Annotated in this window: 18 protein-coding genes and 1 tRNA gene; 9 read left to right on the top strand and 10 right to left on the bottom strand. The window is 38.4% G+C overall.

Translation table 11 applies throughout. The features are described 5' to 3' along the window. The first annotated feature begins 56 nt into the window (after positions 1–56). The 4 genes from ABD000_RS03360 to ABD000_RS03375 all read left to right on the top strand — a co-directional run bounded on the left by ABD000_RS03360 (position 57) and on the right by ABD000_RS03375 (position 6118). Positions 57–2471 (top strand): efflux RND transporter permease subunit, encoded by a 2415-nt coding sequence (locus tag ABD000_RS03360; RefSeq protein ID WP_343763817.1) that lies wholly within the window; start codon positions 57–59, stop codon positions 2469–2471. A gap of 66 nt (positions 2472–2537) precedes the next feature. Then, the gene (asnS, locus tag ABD000_RS03365; protein ID WP_343763819.1) at positions 2538–3980 is read left to right on the top strand and encodes an asparagine--tRNA ligase; all 1443 of its coding nucleotides are present in this window, start codon (positions 2538–2540) and stop codon (positions 3978–3980) included. A gap of 72 nt (positions 3981–4052) precedes the next feature. Beyond that, positions 4053–5510, top strand: a complete 1458-nt coding sequence (gene rpoN, locus ABD000_RS03370) for an RNA polymerase factor sigma-54 (RefSeq protein WP_343763821.1) — start codon at positions 4053–4055, stop codon at positions 5508–5510. Beyond that, positions 5510–6118 carry a hypothetical protein gene (locus ABD000_RS03375; protein ID WP_343763823.1) on the top strand — a complete coding sequence of 203 codons (609 nt, stop codon included), beginning with the start codon at positions 5510–5512 and terminating at the stop codon, positions 6116–6118. Before rpoN ends, ABD000_RS03375 begins: the two co-directional genes overlap by 1 nt. Here the strand turns inward: ABD000_RS03375 and ABD000_RS03380 are convergent. From ABD000_RS03380 to ABD000_RS03415, 8 genes are all read right to left on the bottom strand, one after another. Beyond that, positions 6110–6799: a porin family protein gene (locus tag ABD000_RS03380; RefSeq protein WP_343763825.1), complete on the bottom strand. Its 690-nt coding sequence runs from the start codon at positions 6797–6799 to the stop codon at positions 6110–6112. The two genes, ABD000_RS03375 and ABD000_RS03380, sit on opposite strands and share 9 nt — an antisense overlap. A 77-nt stretch (positions 6800–6876) precedes the next feature. After that, positions 6877–7362, bottom strand: coding sequence for an ExbD/TolR family protein (locus tag ABD000_RS03385; protein WP_343763827.1), 486 nt, complete (start codon positions 7360–7362; stop codon positions 6877–6879). A 1-nt stretch (position 7363) separates the two neighbouring features. Then, a complete protein-coding gene (locus tag ABD000_RS03390) occupies positions 7364–7981 on the bottom strand; it encodes an ExbD/TolR family protein (RefSeq protein WP_343763831.1) in 618 nt (205 codons plus the stop codon). Between the two features lie 2 nt (positions 7982–7983). After that, positions 7984–8436: a hypothetical protein gene (locus ABD000_RS03395; RefSeq protein ID WP_343763835.1), complete on the bottom strand. Its 453-nt coding sequence runs from the start codon at positions 8434–8436 to the stop codon at positions 7984–7986. A 16-nt stretch (positions 8437–8452) separates the two neighbouring features. Then, the gene (locus ABD000_RS03400; RefSeq protein ID WP_343763838.1) at positions 8453–9244 is read right to left on the bottom strand and encodes a MotA/TolQ/ExbB proton channel family protein; all 792 of its coding nucleotides are present in this window, start codon (positions 9242–9244) and stop codon (positions 8453–8455) included. 319 nt (positions 9245–9563) lie between these two features. Beyond that, positions 9564–9651: transfer RNA gene (locus ABD000_RS03405), tRNA-Ser, on the bottom strand. A gap of 71 nt (positions 9652–9722) precedes the next feature. Beyond that, the gene (locus tag ABD000_RS03410) at positions 9723–10766 is read right to left on the bottom strand and encodes an asparaginase (RefSeq protein ID WP_343763840.1); all 1044 of its coding nucleotides are present in this window, start codon (positions 10764–10766) and stop codon (positions 9723–9725) included. After that, on the bottom strand, positions 10759–11526 hold the full coding sequence (locus tag ABD000_RS03415; protein ID WP_343763842.1) for a TatD family hydrolase: 768 nt from the start codon (positions 11524–11526) through the stop codon (positions 10759–10761). The genes ABD000_RS03410 and ABD000_RS03415 overlap by 8 nt, the downstream gene beginning before the upstream one ends. Positions 11527–11627: 101 nt before the next feature. On the opposite strand from ABD000_RS03415, the gene ABD000_RS03420 reads away from it, so the two are divergent. From ABD000_RS03420 to ABD000_RS03430, 3 genes are all read left to right on the top strand, one after another. Next, complete coding sequence (locus ABD000_RS03420) at positions 11628–12065, top strand: retropepsin-like aspartic protease (RefSeq protein WP_343763844.1); 438 nt, start codon at positions 11628–11630, stop codon at positions 12063–12065. A gap of 85 nt (positions 12066–12150) precedes the next feature. Next, the gene (locus ABD000_RS03425; RefSeq protein ID WP_343763846.1) at positions 12151–12645 is read left to right on the top strand and encodes a hypothetical protein; all 495 of its coding nucleotides are present in this window, start codon (positions 12151–12153) and stop codon (positions 12643–12645) included. A 130-nt stretch (positions 12646–12775) separates the two neighbouring features. Beyond that, positions 12776–14131 (top strand): hydroxymethylglutaryl-CoA synthase family protein, encoded by a 1356-nt coding sequence (locus tag ABD000_RS03430; protein WP_343763848.1) that lies wholly within the window; start codon positions 12776–12778, stop codon positions 14129–14131. A 2-nt stretch (positions 14132–14133) separates the two neighbouring features. Here the strand turns inward: ABD000_RS03430 and ABD000_RS03435 are convergent, their stop codons facing one another. Next, complete coding sequence (locus ABD000_RS03435) at positions 14134–14727, bottom strand: N-acetylmuramoyl-L-alanine amidase (protein WP_343763849.1); 594 nt, start codon at positions 14725–14727, stop codon at positions 14134–14136. Between the two features lie 46 nt (positions 14728–14773). Between ABD000_RS03435 and ABD000_RS03440 the strand changes: the two genes are divergently transcribed. Together ABD000_RS03440 and ABD000_RS03445 are read left to right on the top strand one after the other, a co-directional pair. Continuing rightward, positions 14774–15346: a hypothetical protein gene (locus tag ABD000_RS03440; protein ID WP_343763851.1), complete on the top strand. Its 573-nt coding sequence runs from the start codon at positions 14774–14776 to the stop codon at positions 15344–15346. Continuing rightward, positions 15327–15995, top strand: a complete 669-nt coding sequence (locus ABD000_RS03445) for a DUF2490 domain-containing protein (RefSeq protein ID WP_343763853.1) — start codon at positions 15327–15329, stop codon at positions 15993–15995. Before ABD000_RS03440 ends, ABD000_RS03445 begins: the two co-directional genes overlap by 20 nt. Positions 15996–16210: 215 nt before the next feature. Here the strand turns inward: ABD000_RS03445 and odhB are convergent, their stop codons facing one another. Beyond that, positions 16211–17512 (bottom strand): 2-oxoglutarate dehydrogenase complex dihydrolipoyllysine-residue succinyltransferase, encoded by a 1302-nt coding sequence (odhB, locus tag ABD000_RS03450; protein WP_343763855.1) that lies wholly within the window; start codon positions 17510–17512, stop codon positions 16211–16213. Positions 17513–17516: the final 4 nt, after the last annotated feature.

The following is a 17516-nucleotide window of genomic DNA, read 5'->3' on the forward strand; positions in this document are numbered from 1 at the left end:
TTTTTTTGGTTCTCGTTCTTTATAGTACATTTACAGTAGCTAGCTAACACTACTCAATGGCCAAACTTTTTACCTACGGTTTCTGGAATACCCTTGCCGGAATTATTTTACGTAATCGCCTTGCCATTATAATTGGAATTATCATTGTTACCGTATTGTTCGGTTTTCAATGGAAAAACATGCGCTTTAGCTTTACGGAAGCGAACTTACTACCAGATGATCACCCGGTAAATCAAGAATATCAAGAATTTCTAGACCATTTTGGTGAAGAAGGAAATCTCATTGTCATTGCAACCAATGACCCAGATCTCTTTACCCCCGAAAAATTTAATGCGTGGAATAAACTAGCAGATACATTGCAGCAGTTTGATCAAGTCGAACAAGTGATCGGGCTAGGGAATCTAAAAACGCTTGAAAAAAAAGAAAATCCAGGTAGGTTTGAGTTTACTCCTTTTCTCACCAAACCACTCAAAACCCAAAAGCAGGTTGATAGTATAAAAAAAGTACTCTTTGAAAATCTTCCGTTTTATAAGGGATTGGTGTACAGCAAGAATACCAAAACCGTACAAACAGCCTTATATATAGACAAAGCGATTGTTAATAAAAAAGGGAGGCGCGATTTTATCGTTAATAAACTTCAGCCCACCTTAGAGAAGTTTCGGAACTCAAATGACCTGGAAATTCATGTGTCTGGTATGCCCTACATACGCACGCTTAATGCACAAAACATCATTGATGAGATTGGGATTTTTGTGCTGTTAGCCTTGCTGGTAACTTCGGTTATTTTCTTCTTTTTCTTTAGAAGTTTTAGGGCGACATTTATATCGCTTCTTACGGTCATTATTGGGGTAATGTGGTCCTTTGGAGTCATTGGCCTACTCAATTACGAGATTACTGTACTCACTGCTATTATTCCGCCTTTAATCATTGTGATTGGGATACCTAACTGTATATTCCTGATCAACAAGTACCAACAAGAAATCAAAAATCACGGGAATAAGGCAAAATCATTACAGCGCGTGATTGCTAAAATTGGTAATGCTACGTTGATGACGAACGTCACTACCGCTTCGGGCTTTGCTACTTTTATCCTCACTGAAAGTAAGCTGCTTAAGGAGTTTGGTCTTGTCGCCTCCATCAATATCATCGCGATTTTTATTCTGTCTTTGCTTATTATACCTATTGCGTACAGCTACATGCAACACCCAAAACCTAAGCATCTAAAACATCTGGGGAAAACCTGGCTGGATTCTTTTGTGCGTTGGATGGAGCAGAAAGTACGGTTTCATCGCATTACAATTTATCTTACCTCAGTTGGTTTGCTTATTGTGAGCATAATTGGGATTTATCAAATAAAAGTTTCAGGAAGCATCTTAGACGACATGCCCAAGAATACCACCTTCTTTAAAGACATTCGTTTTTTTGAGGAAGAGTTTGACGGTATTCTTCCGTTAGAAATTATGGTTGACACCAAGCGAAAAAAAGGCGTGCTTAAATCGGCAACTTTGAAGCGAATGGAGCAGTTTCAGGAACTCATCATAGATGAGGAAAAATTATCTGATCCATTGAGCGTAGTCAACGTGGTAAAGTACAGCAAACAAGCTTATTTTAATGGTAATCCTAAGTATTATCAACTCCCTAAATCCAATGAGCAAAACTTTATTTTGTCCTACGCTAAAAATATGAAAGGCACTGATAATTTGCTCAATGCCTATGTAGATTCAACCGGTCAGTACGCCCGTATCACAACCTTTATGAAAGAGGTAACTACTGCAGAGATTGAGCGAATTGAAGCCAACCTACTTGAAAAAACCGAGAAAATTTTCCCTAAAGAACGCTACACTATTTCTCTCACCGGTAAAGCACTTATTTTTCAAAAAGGCACAGATTATCTTATTAAGAATCTTATCGTATCCTTATCACTAGCCATACTACTTATTGCTCTGTTCATGGCCTGGATGTTTAGATCGTTTAGAATGATTTTGATCTCCATTATACCAAATCTTCTTCCGCTGCTTGTAACCGCTGGAATGATGGGCTTTGTTGGGATTCCTATCAAACCTTCTACTATTTTGGTATTTAGTATAGCCTTTGGAATTTCGGTAGACGACACCATTCATTTCTTGGCAAAATACCGTCAAGAATTAAAAGCCAATCATTGGAAAATAAGACGATCAGTATACGCCGCCTTACGAGAGACTGCGGTAAGCATGTTTTATACCTCTATCGTTTTGTTCTTTGGGTTTTCAGTCTTTATGACCAGTAGTTTTGGGGGCACGGTGGCGCTAGGGGGCTTAGTTTCTGCTACCTTATTATTTGCTATGCTTTCTAATTTGCTTCTTTTACCCTCCCTACTCCTATCGCTTGAACGTAGTATTGCCAATAAACGTGTACTGCGTGAACCAAGCTTAAAAATCATCGAACCAAAGGATGACGAAATTGAGGAGGCAGAGAACGACATTTCCACATAAATTAAGTAATCCAAACTTGCCGACCTTAGCCCTAAAAATTATCTTTACCGCGATAAAAAAATTACCATGCAGCACACCTTAGTGAAAAACGTTTTAGCGAGTGAAAAAATCCACCAAGAATATACTTTAAAAGGTTGGGTACGTTCCTTTAGAAGTAATAGGTTTATTGCACTAAATGATGGTTCTACCATTCACAACGTTCAATGTGTGGTCGATTTTGAACAAATGGATAAAGACATTTTAGATCAAGTGACTGTGGGTGCTGCAATTGAAGTCAAAGGGACACTAAAAGAAAGTCAAGGTTCTGGACAACGCGTAGAAATTGAGGTAGATGAGATCACGATTTTGGGTACTGCAGATCCAGAAGATGTAAAACTAACTATTTTATCTCCTAAACGTCATAGTCTTGAAAAGCTGCGTGAACAAGCGCATTTACGCGTAAGAACGAACACATTTGGTGCAGTCATGCGTTTAAGGAGCATGCTCTCTTATGCAGTCCACGATTACTTTACAAAAAACGGATTTTACAACGTACACACTCCAATCATTACAGGTAGTGATGCTGAAGGTGCAGGTGAAACGTTTAAAGTTACGACTATTGATGCCGCGAATCCCGCTAAAAATGAAGATGGAAGCATCAACTACAAAGAAGACTTTTTTGGCAAGGAAACTAATTTGACGGTTTCCGGACAGTTGGAGGCAGAAACTTTTGCCCTTGGATTAGGAAAAGTGTACACCTTTGGACCCACCTTTAGAGCCGAAAATTCTAATACTTCTCGCCATTTAGCCGAATTCTGGATGATTGAACCAGAGGTTGCATTTTGCGATCTGGCCGGCAATATGGATCTAGCTGAAGATTTTATCAAAAGTGTAATTTCTTACGTCTTAGAGCATGGTAAAGATGACCTGGAGTTTTTAGCCAAGCGCCAGGAGCAAGAGGATAAGCAAAAGCCTGCTGATCAAAGAGAACCTATGTCGCTATTAGATAAGCTCAATTTTGTCGTAGAGAATAATTTTAAACGAGTAAGCTATACAGAGGCCATTGAAATCCTCAAGAATTCTAAGCCCAATAAAAAGAAGAAATTCAACTACCTTATTGAGGAATGGGGCGCAGATTTACAAAGTGAACACGAACGCTTTTTAGTTGAAAAACACTTTAAATGCCCTGTCATTCTCTTTGATTACCCGGCAGAAATCAAGTCGTTTTACATGCGTTTAAATGACGACGGCAAAACCGTTCGTGCCATGGATATTCTTTTCCCGGGGATTGGGGAAATTGTAGGCGGCTCACAACGTGAGGAACGCCACGATGTGCTGCTTGAAAAAATGAAAGCACTTAATATCCCCAAAGAAGAATTATGGTGGTACTTAGAAACCCGTAAATTTGGAACCTGTATACACAGTGGTTTTGGACTTGGATTTGAGCGTTTGGTACTATTCGTTACCGGTATGACAAATATTAGAGATGTGATTCCTTATCCGCGTACTCCACTCAATGCCGAATTCTAAGGGATTATGCTTATCTTAAGATGATCTCATACGGGAATTAATTATTTTTGGAAAAACTCAGTTGAATCATCTATGCTCAAACAGCAGCTTAATTTTAAATTATCTCAAAAGCTATCGCCTCAACAAATCCAGTTGATGAAGCTTATTCAATTGCCTACGCAGGCATTTGAACAACGCGTAAAACAAGAACTGGAGGAAAATCCGGGTCTTGAAAACGGAAAAGAGGAGTCGCAGGATTATGAAGATGAATTCTCTAATGAAGACTTTGACGATGATTATGGAACTGAAAGCATAGAAACCGATATCAATGTTGATGAATATTTAAGTGATGACGAAGTTCCTGACTATAGACTAAGAGCAAATAACTATAGCGCAGATGATGAGGATAAGCAAATCCCGTATGCTTCAGGTACATCGTTTACTCAACATTTAAAGACACAGCTGCAAAACTTCCGCTTGACGGATCAACAAATGGAAATTGCTGAGTTTTTGGTTGGAAGCGTAGATGACAGTGGGTATATACGTAGACCTATTCCTGATATTGTAGATGATTTAGCGTTTACTCAAAATGTTTTTGCCGAAGAAGATGAAGTAGAAAAAGTATTAAAATTGGTTCAGCAATTAGATCCCGCTGGTGTTGCAGCCCGATCGTTGCAAGAATGTTTATTGCTTCAATTAGAGCGCAAAACTCCGACAGAATCTGTTGAACTGGCGGAAGATATCCTAAGTCAATCTTTTGATCACTTTTCAAAAAAACATTACAAAAAATTATTAGCGAAATTCAATATTACTGAAGATCAATTACGTGCTGCTATTGACGAAATTGAACATCTCAATCCAAAACCCGGGGGGAGCTATGCCGGCAACACGCGCATTGTAGAACATGTTGTACCAGACTTTGCGATTAAAATTGTAGATGGCGAATTAGAGCTCACCTTAAATGGTCGTAATGCACCAGAATTGCACGTATCCCCTGCGTACAATAACATGCTTAAGGGCTATAAAGAATCTAAGCAAAAGTCAAAGGAGCAAAAGGATGCCGTCATGTTTATTAAACAAAAGCTGGATTCTGCTAAGTGGTTCATAGAAGCGATAAAACAACGACAGCAAACGCTCTTTGTAACGATGAGTTCGATTATGAATCATCAAAAAGAGTATTTTCTTACAGGTGATGAGCGTAATTTAAAGCCTATGATTCTCAAGGATATTGCAGATGAAATAGGGATGGATGTATCAACTGTTTCGCGTGTGGCAAACAGTAAATACGTAGATACTCCTTATGGAACTAAACTAATTAAGGAGTTCTTCTCAGAATCGATGAAAAATGATCAGGGGGAAGATGTCTCTACCCGAGAGATCAAAAAGATTTTAGAAATCACCATAGGTGAAGAGGATAAGCGCAAACCCTTAACCGATGAGAAATTAGCCAAAATTCTTAAGGAAAAAGGCTATCCAATTGCTAGGCGTACAGTAGCTAAATACAGAGAACAGTTGGATATTCCGGTTGCACGTTTGCGTAAGGAAATCTAATGTCTCCTTTTATTAAAATAGCTTCTTATCTCTTTCATCCCATCTGGATGCCGTTAGCAGGAACGGTATATTATTTTATTCTCACTCCCAGATATATCCCCGCTCCATACATCAAAGCTAAGATACTGGCGATTTCAATCATTACCGTATTTTTACCCGTAGTATTGCTTTTTTTTATGAAAACCATTGGATTAATTAGTTCAATCAAATTGCCTATTACAAAAGAACGAAAGCTGCCTCTCCTGCTCTTCTTAATCCTCACTATTCTTGCGATGAGAATAATTGTAACCCCTGAAAATTATATGGAGCTCTATTTATTCTTTGGGGGCATCTTTTTATCTGGTGTAATTGCTTTTATAGGTGTTCTATTAAAGATGAAAATTAGCCTGCATACTATAGGCATCAGCGGTATTGCTACATTTATTGCAGCCCTTAGTATTCATTTTGCGATTAATCTCAATGCTACATTGGCATTTTTGGTTTTTTGTATAGGCTGGACGGCTTCAGCCAGATTACAAGCTAAAGCACATACGTTGACTGAGATTAGTTTAGGGCTTCTTTCTGGAGTTATTCCACAGCTTGTTCTGTGGAGTTTATGGTTAAAGTAGATAAAAAATTAGGCCAACTTTTATAGGCTGTAGTCCTATTTGTTCTCCATCAATCTCGGCATCAAACAAATCATTGAGTGCGTAATACACTTGGAAATTTACTGCGTTAAAACCAAATGAAAAGCTTGTTCCCAAGCGAAATCGCTCAAGTTCTGGCACATCAGTTTGCCTAACTGTATTATTTGACTGATTAAAATAGGATGAAAAATGATAGATATATCCAAGCTGTAGTCCCGTATATATACGCCAAAACTTATACTTCTCTATATTAGAAGATCTCCATCTAAAGTGAAAAGGTACTTCAATGAGGTACGTAGAGAAACGATTGGTATCAAAGGTTATAATATCTCTGTCTAAGGCACGAAAGATTGTTGTTTCGTTTTGGGCTTCTTCACCAATAAACAAGTTTTGCACGTATGTATTGACTGACAATCCTAGGCCAACTCCAATTCCCAGGGTTCGCTTGTTATTAAATGGAACATCGCGTATAAATCCTAGATTTAATCCTCCTGAAAAACCTGTTTGATTCACATTATCAGGACGATCAACTAATACATTATAGGTGAACCCAATGTAGAATTGATCTTCGCGATAGCTACTATCAATTGGCGTTGTGAATATATCCTGCGCTAAGCCTGCAAAGCCAGCGCCTAAAAACACTATGATAAAGAAGGATCGCATTTGCATACGTTCAAATATAGCATAAAAAAACCTCCATCGCCTAGGCCATGGAGGGTTTATACTGGATTAAATAGTCCTTAATTCTCAAGATTCTGCATGGCTGAACCTGATCGCGTCGTATAATTAATTTTAAGTGCTTCTGCTTCTCTAAGCTCTTGCTTAATATCTGAAACTAATCCCATGTTTGTTTCTTCATCAACCTTTAATGCGGTTGTTAGGTAAGGTATTAGCTCTTCACGTTTAGAAGCTCTTTCAGCAAAGATAAACGCTTTTACCTCTTCTACCGTGGCAAACTTGTCATTAAGCTGTATCCTAGCCTCAGTACCTGCACTAGCTTTATAACGATCACTTGGCTTACCCGCGTAAATATACATGATCATATCTTTTTTATCCAACTTCTCAGTTTGATCAGCATATGGCAATGTATTTTTAATCATCAACGTATTTTGACGCATTACAGTAGCCACCATAAAAAAGAAAAGCAACATAAAAACAATATCTGGTAAAGAGGCCGTTGAAATTGCCGGCAATTCTTTTTTTCCACCTTTTCTAAACTTTGACATATTAGCTTGTTTTTTTAGGTTCTGCCTCAGATAATTTTTGAGGAATCATGTCCTTAATCTTATCAATCTTCTCTTTTAGTGCATCGCTTTTAAAACGTGGTGATTGAGGATTAGCGTAGTCTTTTTCCATTGCGGTGAAAAGTTGACCATAAAGACGTTGTGCTTCACGATCTCTCAATTCATTGTACGCTGCAACCAATTCATTCTGCACAGCGATATAAACACCATACTCAGTTGCACGATCATTTTGTAGCGTAATTACAGCTTTCTCTGGATTATCTGATGAGTCCGGGTCACGTGCACCTTGACAAAAGGTACATTTTTCCTCTCCGGTTCCACCTCCATTATCTAGAAATGCTACAGCTTCCGCACGTAAATTCTCCAGCTGAAAGGGCTCATCCTCTACCAGTAAATCACCATTACTATTAACAAGGACCGTAAAAACATTTCGCTGTTTTAAAATCGGTGGAACGATATCTTCAGGTTGTATTTGTGGCAACTTTCTACTTATCCCACTATCAGTTTCAATGGTTGTTGTTACCAAGAAAAAGATGAGCAGAAGAAAGGCGATGTCTGCCATTGATCCTGCGTTTACTTCTGGTGCTGATCTTTTTGCCATAATTATCTTGAAATTGCTTTTTTAGCTCCAGAGAATACCATGGATAATATGGCTGCTGCTGCGAGAACATAAAAAACGATTAATCCTGTTCCTACCCACTTAGAGGTACTTTCGGTTACATCTTGTCCTTTCTTTATAAAAGGTTCAAGGTTAAGATTATCACCTGATGACAACACGTATCCTAATGCAAATACGGCCAGAAAAAGACCAACCGAAATAAGTGTTTTCTTGATGTCACCACTAAACAATCCTTTAATTACGAACACAAGAACCAAGCCAATTACTACGGCTAAGACAATGTAAGACACATACATGAATGGATCTACCACACTGGATTGAACATCTGCTGATTCTTCAATAGTCGTGTCACCTGTTATGATTACTCGTGCCAATAAAATCGCACCAATCACGCCAAGCGCTAAGGCTATATATTTAAAAATTTTATGTAAAGACATTCTTTGCGTTTAAAGATTAAACTTTTCTTTTGTTCTTGTAAGCAACTAACATATCAATCAAGGTGATTGAGGCATCTTCCATATCATTTACAATACGGTCAATTTTTGCAATGATGTAGTTGTAGAAAATTTGCAGGATAATTGCCACAATAAGACCAAATACTGTTGTCAAAAGTGCTACTTTAATACCACCCGCTACTAAGGACGGCTGCATATCTCCTGCTGCTTCAATCTTATCAAACGCTTGTATCATACCAATAACTGTTCCCATGAAACCAAGCATAGGTGCAAGTGCAATAAATAAAGAAACCCAAGAAACATTACGTTCTAACTGTCCCATTTGAACTCCACCATAAGCGATTACTGCCTTCTCTGCCGCATCTATATCTTCATGCGCTCTATCCAGACCTTGATAATAGATAGAAGCTACTGGTCCACTTGTATTTCTGCACACTTCTTTAGCTGCTTCAATACCACCACTATTAAGGGCATCTTCTACATCTTGTGCTAACTTCTTAGTATTGGTTGACGCAAGATTTAAATAAATAATACGCTCAATGGCAATGGCTAATCCTAAAATCAAACAGATTAATACGATACCCATAAAGCCGGCACCACCTTCAATAAAACGTTTCTTTAATTCTTGATGGAAGTTTAGTGTTTCTTCGGCATCATCTGCACCGGCAGCTTCAGCGTCCTGAACGAATGTTGTAGAAGTAAAAGCTTCTGTAGTATTAGAAGTATTTGCATTTACAGTTCCAACAACCATAAGTGCAGCAATAGTCAAGATAGAAAATAATCTTTTCATTATTTCTTAATTAAAATTAGTTAAAGGTTAAATATATAAAAATTAATTTATTAAAATTTAGGACAGGAAGGTATCTTTAAATTTACTCTCCCCAAACTATATTACTGTAACATCCTTTTTTAAGTTCATACCGAACTTTAGAATGCCTTTAATAAGAGAGCAAGAGATTAATTTACTGATACCCACTCCTACTCGTTAGCTTATCAAGCATACAATCTAATAAAAGCTCTACGCCTTTACCTTTTTATGCAGTAGAAAATAAGTTGAACGTTACTTTCTACTTCCTCAAAAACGAGTTATTCGTTGAATCGTTTTTTAGCAGAGAGGAAGGGATTCGAACCCTCGAACCGCGGTTAGCGGTTACACACTTTCCAGGCGTGCGCCTTCGACCACTCGGCCACCTCTCTGAATATCCTCTCAAAAAGGAATGCCAAATAACAAAAAAAATATGTCCAATTCAAAGAACGGGCGTTAATTTTTAAGACATTTCTCCTCTAAGCGAAGTTTCAAACATCTGTTTAAACCTTTCTCTATCCTCTAAATTGCTTAAAAGATGCATCATTTTTCCAAGAGCTGCTTCGGTCGTAATGTCTTTACCATTAATAACTCCAATACGTTTTAATTGTACGCTTGTTTCATATTGTCCCATCGCAACGCTACCCCCACTACACTGAGTCACATTGACCACGGGAATATTGTTTTTAATACATTCCTTAATCTTAGTAATAAACCATTCTGCTGTGGTGGTATTTCCACTTCCGTAGGTCTCCAGGATTATACCTTTGAGTGACTCTGCGCTTATCATAGCATCAAATACTTCGGGCGTAAGACCCGGAAACATTTTAATCACTACAATACGCTGATCAAGCTTTTTATGCACCCTAAGTTTTTTTCGTCGGTTTGGAATGAATAAGGCAGGATGATTAATGGATAAATGTACTCCTGATTCTGCGAGTGCAGGATAATTTAGTGAAGCAAACGCCTCAAAATGCTCTGCGTTAATCTTTGTTGTACGATTCGCGCGGTATAATTTATATTCAAAATACAATCCTACTTCATTAATTACAGATCGTCCTCTGTCTTTTAGCCCGGCTAATTGAATGCTGGTAATTAGATTTTCTTTGGCATCGGTTCGTAAATCACCAATAGGCAGTTGAGACCCTGTGAAAATAATGGGTTTTTTGAGATTCTCCAGCATAAAGCTTAATGCGGAAGCTGTGTAGGACATCGTGTCACTGCCGTGTAGAATAACAAAACCATCGTATTGATCATAATAGGTTTCTATAAGAGCTGCTATCTGAAGATAATCTTCTATCTTCATGTCTGAAGAATCTATGGGATGCTCAAAACTAATCGTGTCAATTTCATGATCCAATAGCTTAATTTCGGGGATGCGGAGTAATAGCTCATCAAAATCAAATGATCTAAGTGCTCCGGTTTCAGGATCCTTAACCATCCCAATCGTTCCACCAGTGTATATAAGGAGGATGGTAGAATTAATTACTGGACTTTCATTAGACATTAAATACCTCTTTAGAATTAGCTGTTGTGATTGTGGCTATTCTTGCCGGAGTAGTTTGGTATAGCGTTGCCAGCTTTTCAATCACATTTAGAATATATTTTGGATCATTTCTTTTTCCTCTATATGGTGTGGGTGCTAAGTATGGAGCATCTGTTTCAGCTACGATATGCTTTAGGTCAATCTCGTTCAAAAATTGATCGATTTTTCCGTTTTTAAAGGTTACCACTCCCCCAATGCCCAGTTTCATGCCGTACGAAATGGCCTGTACTGCTTGTTTTTTATTGCCTGTGAAGCAGTGAAATATTCCGCGTAAGCGATCATGCTTTTCTTGCTCAAGTACCTCAAAAACTTCATCAAAAGCATCGCGGCAATGAATTACAATGGGAAGATCTACCTCTTTTGCCCAGCGTATTTGTTGTGCAAAAGCCTCTTGCTGAATTCCTAAAGTCGACTTATCCCAATATAGATCAATCCCTATTTCACCCACCGCGTAAAATTTGTTTTGCTTTAATTGTGAATATACATGATCTAATTCATCCTGGTAATTCTCTTTAACGTGGGTAGGATGAAGCCCCATCATAAGAAATATCTTATCGGGATAAGAGTTTTTCAAATCATGCATGCGCTGAGTGTAGGTAGAATCTATTGCCGGTATAAAGAATCTATCAACCCCTGCATCAACCGCTTGTTTTATTACTTCATCTCTATCTTCATCAAATGCTTCACTGTATAAGTGAACATGTGTATCTGTAATTACCATGTGGGTAAAGGTAATACCATAAAATATTTATGACAACCTTCAATCCTGTTGATTATATAAGGATCAAATTCATTTAAGGTAGTACATTTGATCAAAAATTGATGAGCAGTTTACTTCAACTTCTAAACGCAAAAGGATATCATCGTATTAAATTTGCGCTTATCTCTACCAATCACTTAGAACTAGTGGTTGCCGTTAATTCAATCGAAGGTCGTTTTATATTAGACACCGGCGCTTCCAGCAGCTGTATTGGATTTGACAGTGTAGCTCATTTTGAATTAGAGGCTGAAGATAGTGATATAAAGGCAGCTGGAGCTGGAGCTGTAAATATGTTGACGCAGGTTTCGACAAAAAATGAGCTTACCATTGGCACGTGGAGAAAACGTAAAATTGATTTTGTTTTGTTTGATCTCAAACACGTGAATCAAGCGCTTGAAGAACATAATGCAAAAAAAGTACATGGTATTTTAGGAGCAGATGTCCTTAAAAAAGGAAAAGCCGTTATTGACTACAGCAAAAAGAACCTTTATCTTAAGTAGAATTTGGTGTAAAATTTCCCTAAACTTTTCTTATAAGTTAGGACGAATTAAAATGAGAAATTAACTTTATACTATAATCGAAATTATGAAGAAGATATTACTCCCTTTAATTTTTCTCTTAACGGGACAATTACAAGCACAGGATTTACTCCCTATTGCTTTTGAAGACTGTGAAATACGTGATTTTATTATAGAGAATGATGTAGAAGTTGCACGTAAAGATCCAGAGGCAATTAAAAAAATTATTGTAGAACACCTCAACCCCAGAGCCCGAAAAAAACTTCGCGGCGAACTCATGTTTCAAATTTTGGTCTATCAGGGTGGTAGATCATGTTTGTTGAGTGTTGATAACGATACCAAATTCAACAAAGATGAACTCGATCTTGAAACCGTAAAGTTTGCTATTGATGAATTGTTACTTTGGGAGGATGTTGAAGATAAGAATGTTTCGGCCATGGTCTTGCTAAAATTTAAGCGCAGAGGTAAAGTAACATTACGTCGTCTGGGCATTGGTCCAGACCGTGACGTCCATGAACTTAAAAGGCCGGATGTCGTAGCTGCGACTGTAAATCCTAATTAGATCATTAAGATATCTTAATAAACCTCTCTCGTTTTTAGCAAATCCATAAAAATAAGTAGTGAATCTAACCTAAAGTTTTATAACTTATTGTCATTGCCTAAGTTTGATCTTAAATCACGATTGAGCACATATGAATATAGGTATAGACGCAATTAGCTTTGACATCCCTTCCATTTATCTTCCCATTGCCTCCTTGGCAAAGCACCGCAACATAGAACCCGCCAAATTAGAAAAAGGATTAGGCTTGCATAAAATGGCTTTTCCAGATGTACATCAAGACAGCGTTGTATTTGCCGCTAATGCCCTAAAAAAACTCATCGAACAGCACGAGTTAACTCCGATGAATATCGACCGAATTTATGTAGGTACAGAAAGCGCCGTAGATGGCTCAAAGCCAATCGCCACTTACGTACATTCATTGATGGAAGAAACCTTGTTTACAACTGGTGCATTAAGCCATTGCGATGTAGTGGATCTGATGTTCGCTTGTATTGGCGGTGTAGACGCTTTACAAAACTGCCTGGACTACATCAAGGCTAATCCCACGAAAAAAGCGGTAGTCATTACCACAGATATTGCAAAATACGACTTGGCCTCTACTGGAGAATATACTCAAGGGGCAGGAGCGGTTGCATTATATATTACTGCAAACCCAAGAATCATGGCATTTAATGAGGATTGGGCAGTGAGCACACAAGGTGTCTTTGATTTTTTTAAGCCGCATCATACCGTTTCAAAAGAGAGCATCGGAATAAAGAATAACGATCCCTGGCAAGATGTGTTAGAAACCGAAATAAGCATCCATAAACAACAGCCTGTATTTGATGGACAATATTCTAATCAATGTTATTTAGATCGTGTTAAAGACGCGTATACTAGGCTGAAGGAAATGAAAAACAGTGAAGGCTCTCTACACGAAACCTGGCATAGTGTAGTCATGCATCTACCCTATTGTTTTCAAGCCCGAAGGATTTTTACGCAGCTTTATATAGCCGATTCTAGTCATGCTAAAGCGTACAAAACAGCTGAAGATCCTAAGGATTTTTTAAAGACCTTTTCCAAATCTGAAGAGTATGAGAATTTTATCCAGCAAAAGATTTATCCTACAGAGATTGCTTCGGGTCAAATTGGTAATATGTATGCCGGTTCTATTTTTATGGCCTTACTTTCTGCCTTAAGCCATCACGAAGAGCAAGATGATGATATCACAGGAAAGACCTTTGGTTTCTTAGCGTATGGAAGTGGCTCAAAATCTAAAGCCTTTGAAGGAGTTATACAGCCGGATTGGAGAGATGCTTTGGCCCCTACAAAGCTATTTGAAACACTAGGTAATTGCACTCCAATCACCGTTGAACAATACAAACAACTGCATAAAAAAGAATTGGATCAATCCATTTTGACGCTGAAGAATGAATTTGTCTTAGATTTTGTTGAGCAAGAAAATCCTGTATTAAGAGGGGCTAGGTATTATAGGTGGAGTAATTAACCTTACAACCCATACCCCACAACCCGCTTAATCGCCGCTACATGATAAGCGATTACTTTTTCACGGCCGGTCTTAGAAAGTAAAATGCTTAAGGCTTCTTCTTTGTTATCCATAAAGAAGTTTTCGGTTAGGATTGCCGGCATACTCGTTTTGGTTAGCACATAAAACCTGCGCTCTTTGTCCAGGTCTCCATCGCTAAAATCTGTTCTAAGTTTTCTTTCAGGAAAAACCTTCTTGTATTCTTCCCCAAAAATCGTCGCCATTTGATCTGCTCTAGTATTACCGGGTGATGTGAAAATTTCGCTTCCTTCTCCGCCACCAGCATTGGCATGTATGCTTAAATAAAAACATGGTTGATCATTATATTGATTTGCGCGATTGATACGAGTGGCTAAACGCACATCGCGATACTCGGGCGCTAGAACTACATAAGGTATATTAAGCACCGTAAGCTGCTCTACAACTCCATTTACGATGGCTCTGTTAAATTCTCCTTCATAAATGATGTTTCCGTTACCGTGATCGAAACGTTTTCCGGCGGTTTGATAGCTTCCATTAATTAATCCGCCGTGACCATTATCTAATAAAACTAACATGTTTCAATTTTACTGGTTAAATTTACATCTTATATCAAAACTTGATATGTATAAACAACTCTATTACCTCGTTATTTGTTGTCTTTTAGGCATAGCTTCCGCGAAAGCGCAAGAAGATATCAAAGCAGAAAAGGAAGAACGGATTGAAAAATCTGCCATGCCTGCAGCTTCATTAAAAACTTTACTGGCGTTCCCGTTTGAGAGGTACGCCTATTATAAAGAAATTGATGGAAACATTGTAAGTTACGAAGCTAAAACCAAAAGAACCGATCCCGATTACAGCATAGAGTTTGATGCTAAGGGCAGGCTTGAAGATGTAGAGGAAGAAATAAAAAAACGGTCTATGTCTAAAGCTGAAAGAAAATTACTCCAGCAGAAATTAGACAGCATAGATCAACAAAATAAAATAGAACGAATTCAATTGCAATATTTGCCTAATGAAAATATCAATGAGCTCAACAAGCGTATTGCCAATAAGAATTTTGATCATTATGAGCTGGTCGTCGCTTTTAAAAATAATCGCACTATTTACCGATTAGAATTACTTTTTGATCGCCAGGGAAAATTGCTCAAATCCAGAAAAGTAACCCGTATTGCCTATGATTTTATCTTATTCTAAGAGCACGATTCTCATTTTTGTTTTGTTATCCACCGGGATATATGCACAAGTTGCAGATCAGATTCTCGTTGAACCGGGAATGAATCTTGCCTGGCCTTCAAAGGGACGGTGGTCGTTTAATACGGCTATTGAAAATAGAACAGAAGTTGAAGAAAACAAGGAAGCGCTTCATGTGCAACTAGCCCATTTTACAAGTTATGAAGTTGGTTTTTACGGAAAAGTAGCCTTGGGGATCATGTATAGAGAACTATTTGACAAAGATCGCCCGGAAGAATTAAGAATAACAGAACAATACAGTTACGGGAAACGATATAATCAATTGAGATTAGTGCATCGTGCAAGAGTAGAACAACGCATAAGAGAAAATGATATAACGCATCGGTTGAGATATCAATTCTCTGCAGATTTACCGCTAGAAGGATTAGAATTAGATGCCAGAGAGTTTTATATCGCAGGTAGTTTGGAGTCCTTACTAAGTTTAAATCGGTCCAATTCACCTGAAATAGACCAACGCTTTAGTGTAACGCTTGGAAATAGAATCCTTTCGAATCTCAAAGTACAATTGACGACTCAATACAGATTTGAAAACTATGCTCAAGAAACCTTTACCAGATTATTCTTTAGTCTGGGAACGTTTTATAAACTATAATTATTTTTTCTTTCCGCCAAACAAAAATTCTAGGATAACACTAAGCAAGCTCTTGCTTTTAGGATTAGAAGTTGAGGTGCGTTTTGTGGTGCCGGTTTCTTCTTCGGGTGTTTTCATTTTCTCAGATTAAATCTACTCTAAGATAAACAATTAGATTAGAACCAAAAAATCCCGATACGCAACGCACCGGGATTGATACTAGTAAAATTGGTCTTCTATAACTCTAACGCCTTTTTGACATTCCCATCCATTAAATGCTCTGTGGGGTTTTCAATGGCTTCTTTAACTGCAACCAAGAATCCAACCGATTCTTTCCCATCAATAATTCTATGATCATACGATAGAGCCACATACATGATTGGTCGTATCTCCACCTTACCTTCTATCGCTACAGGACGCTCTACGATATTGTGCATTCCCAAAATACCAGATTGAGGTGGATTGATGATTGGGGTTGAAAGCATTGAGCCAAATACTCCGCCATTGGAAATTGTAAAAGTTCCACCAGTCATTTCATCTACCGTGATTTGACCATCTCTGGCACGAATAGCTAGGCGTTTTACCTCGGCTTCTACTCCTCTAAAACTTAAGTTCTCTGCATTTCTAATCACAGGAACCATCAATCCTTTAGGCCCAGAAACAGCGATGCTAATATCTTTATACTCATAAGTGATCATTTCTTTACCGTCGATCATGCTGTTTACCGCAGGATAAAGTTCTAAAGCTCTGGTAATTGCCTTAGTAAAGAATGACATAAATCCTAATCCTACACCGTGCTTCGCTTTAAATTCTTCTTTATATTGCTTACGCAGTTCAAAGATCGCCGACATATCCACCTCGTTGAAGGTGGTTAACATGGCGGTTTCATTTTTTGAGGCCACCAATCGTTCTGCTACTTTTCTACGTAGCATAGAAAGTTTTGTGCGGCTAGTGCCTCGTGATCCTGGCCCCGGTGTCCCCATAGATGGCGTCGCATTTTCAGCGTCATTTTTCGTGATTCTTCCATCGCGACCGCTGCCTGGAACTTGTGAGGCATCCATCCCTTTCTCATCTAAAATCTTTTTGGCTGCCGGTGAGGGTGTACCAGAGGCGTAGGTTTTATCCTGCTGCTGGTTTGGTGTCGATGACTTTGAAGGAGTCTGTGTTAAAGCTTCTGCTTTTTCATTGGTATTTTCTTTATTCGCTTTTTGATCATCCAGATCTGGTGCGGCATTGCCTGCTCCACCTTCATCACCGCTACCGGCCTTTTCTGACGCACTTTCATTAGATGAGGGTGGCTCAGCTTCGGTATCAATCAAACAAACTACTTCTCCTACGGCGACTGCATCGCCTTCTTCTGCTTTTAATGTTATGATTCCGCTAGCTTCTGCGGGTAATTCAAGCGTAGCTTTGTCGCTATCCACTTCGGCTATAGTCTGATCTTTTTCTACGTAATCACCGTCTTCTACTAGCCATTGTGCTATTTCAACTTCGGTGATGGATTCGCCCGGTGAAGGGACTTTCATTTCTAACGCCATAGTT

It is taken from the genome of Gangjinia marincola (assembly GCF_039523415.1).
Lineage (GTDB): Bacteria > Bacteroidota > Bacteroidia > Flavobacteriales > Flavobacteriaceae > Gangjinia > Gangjinia marincola.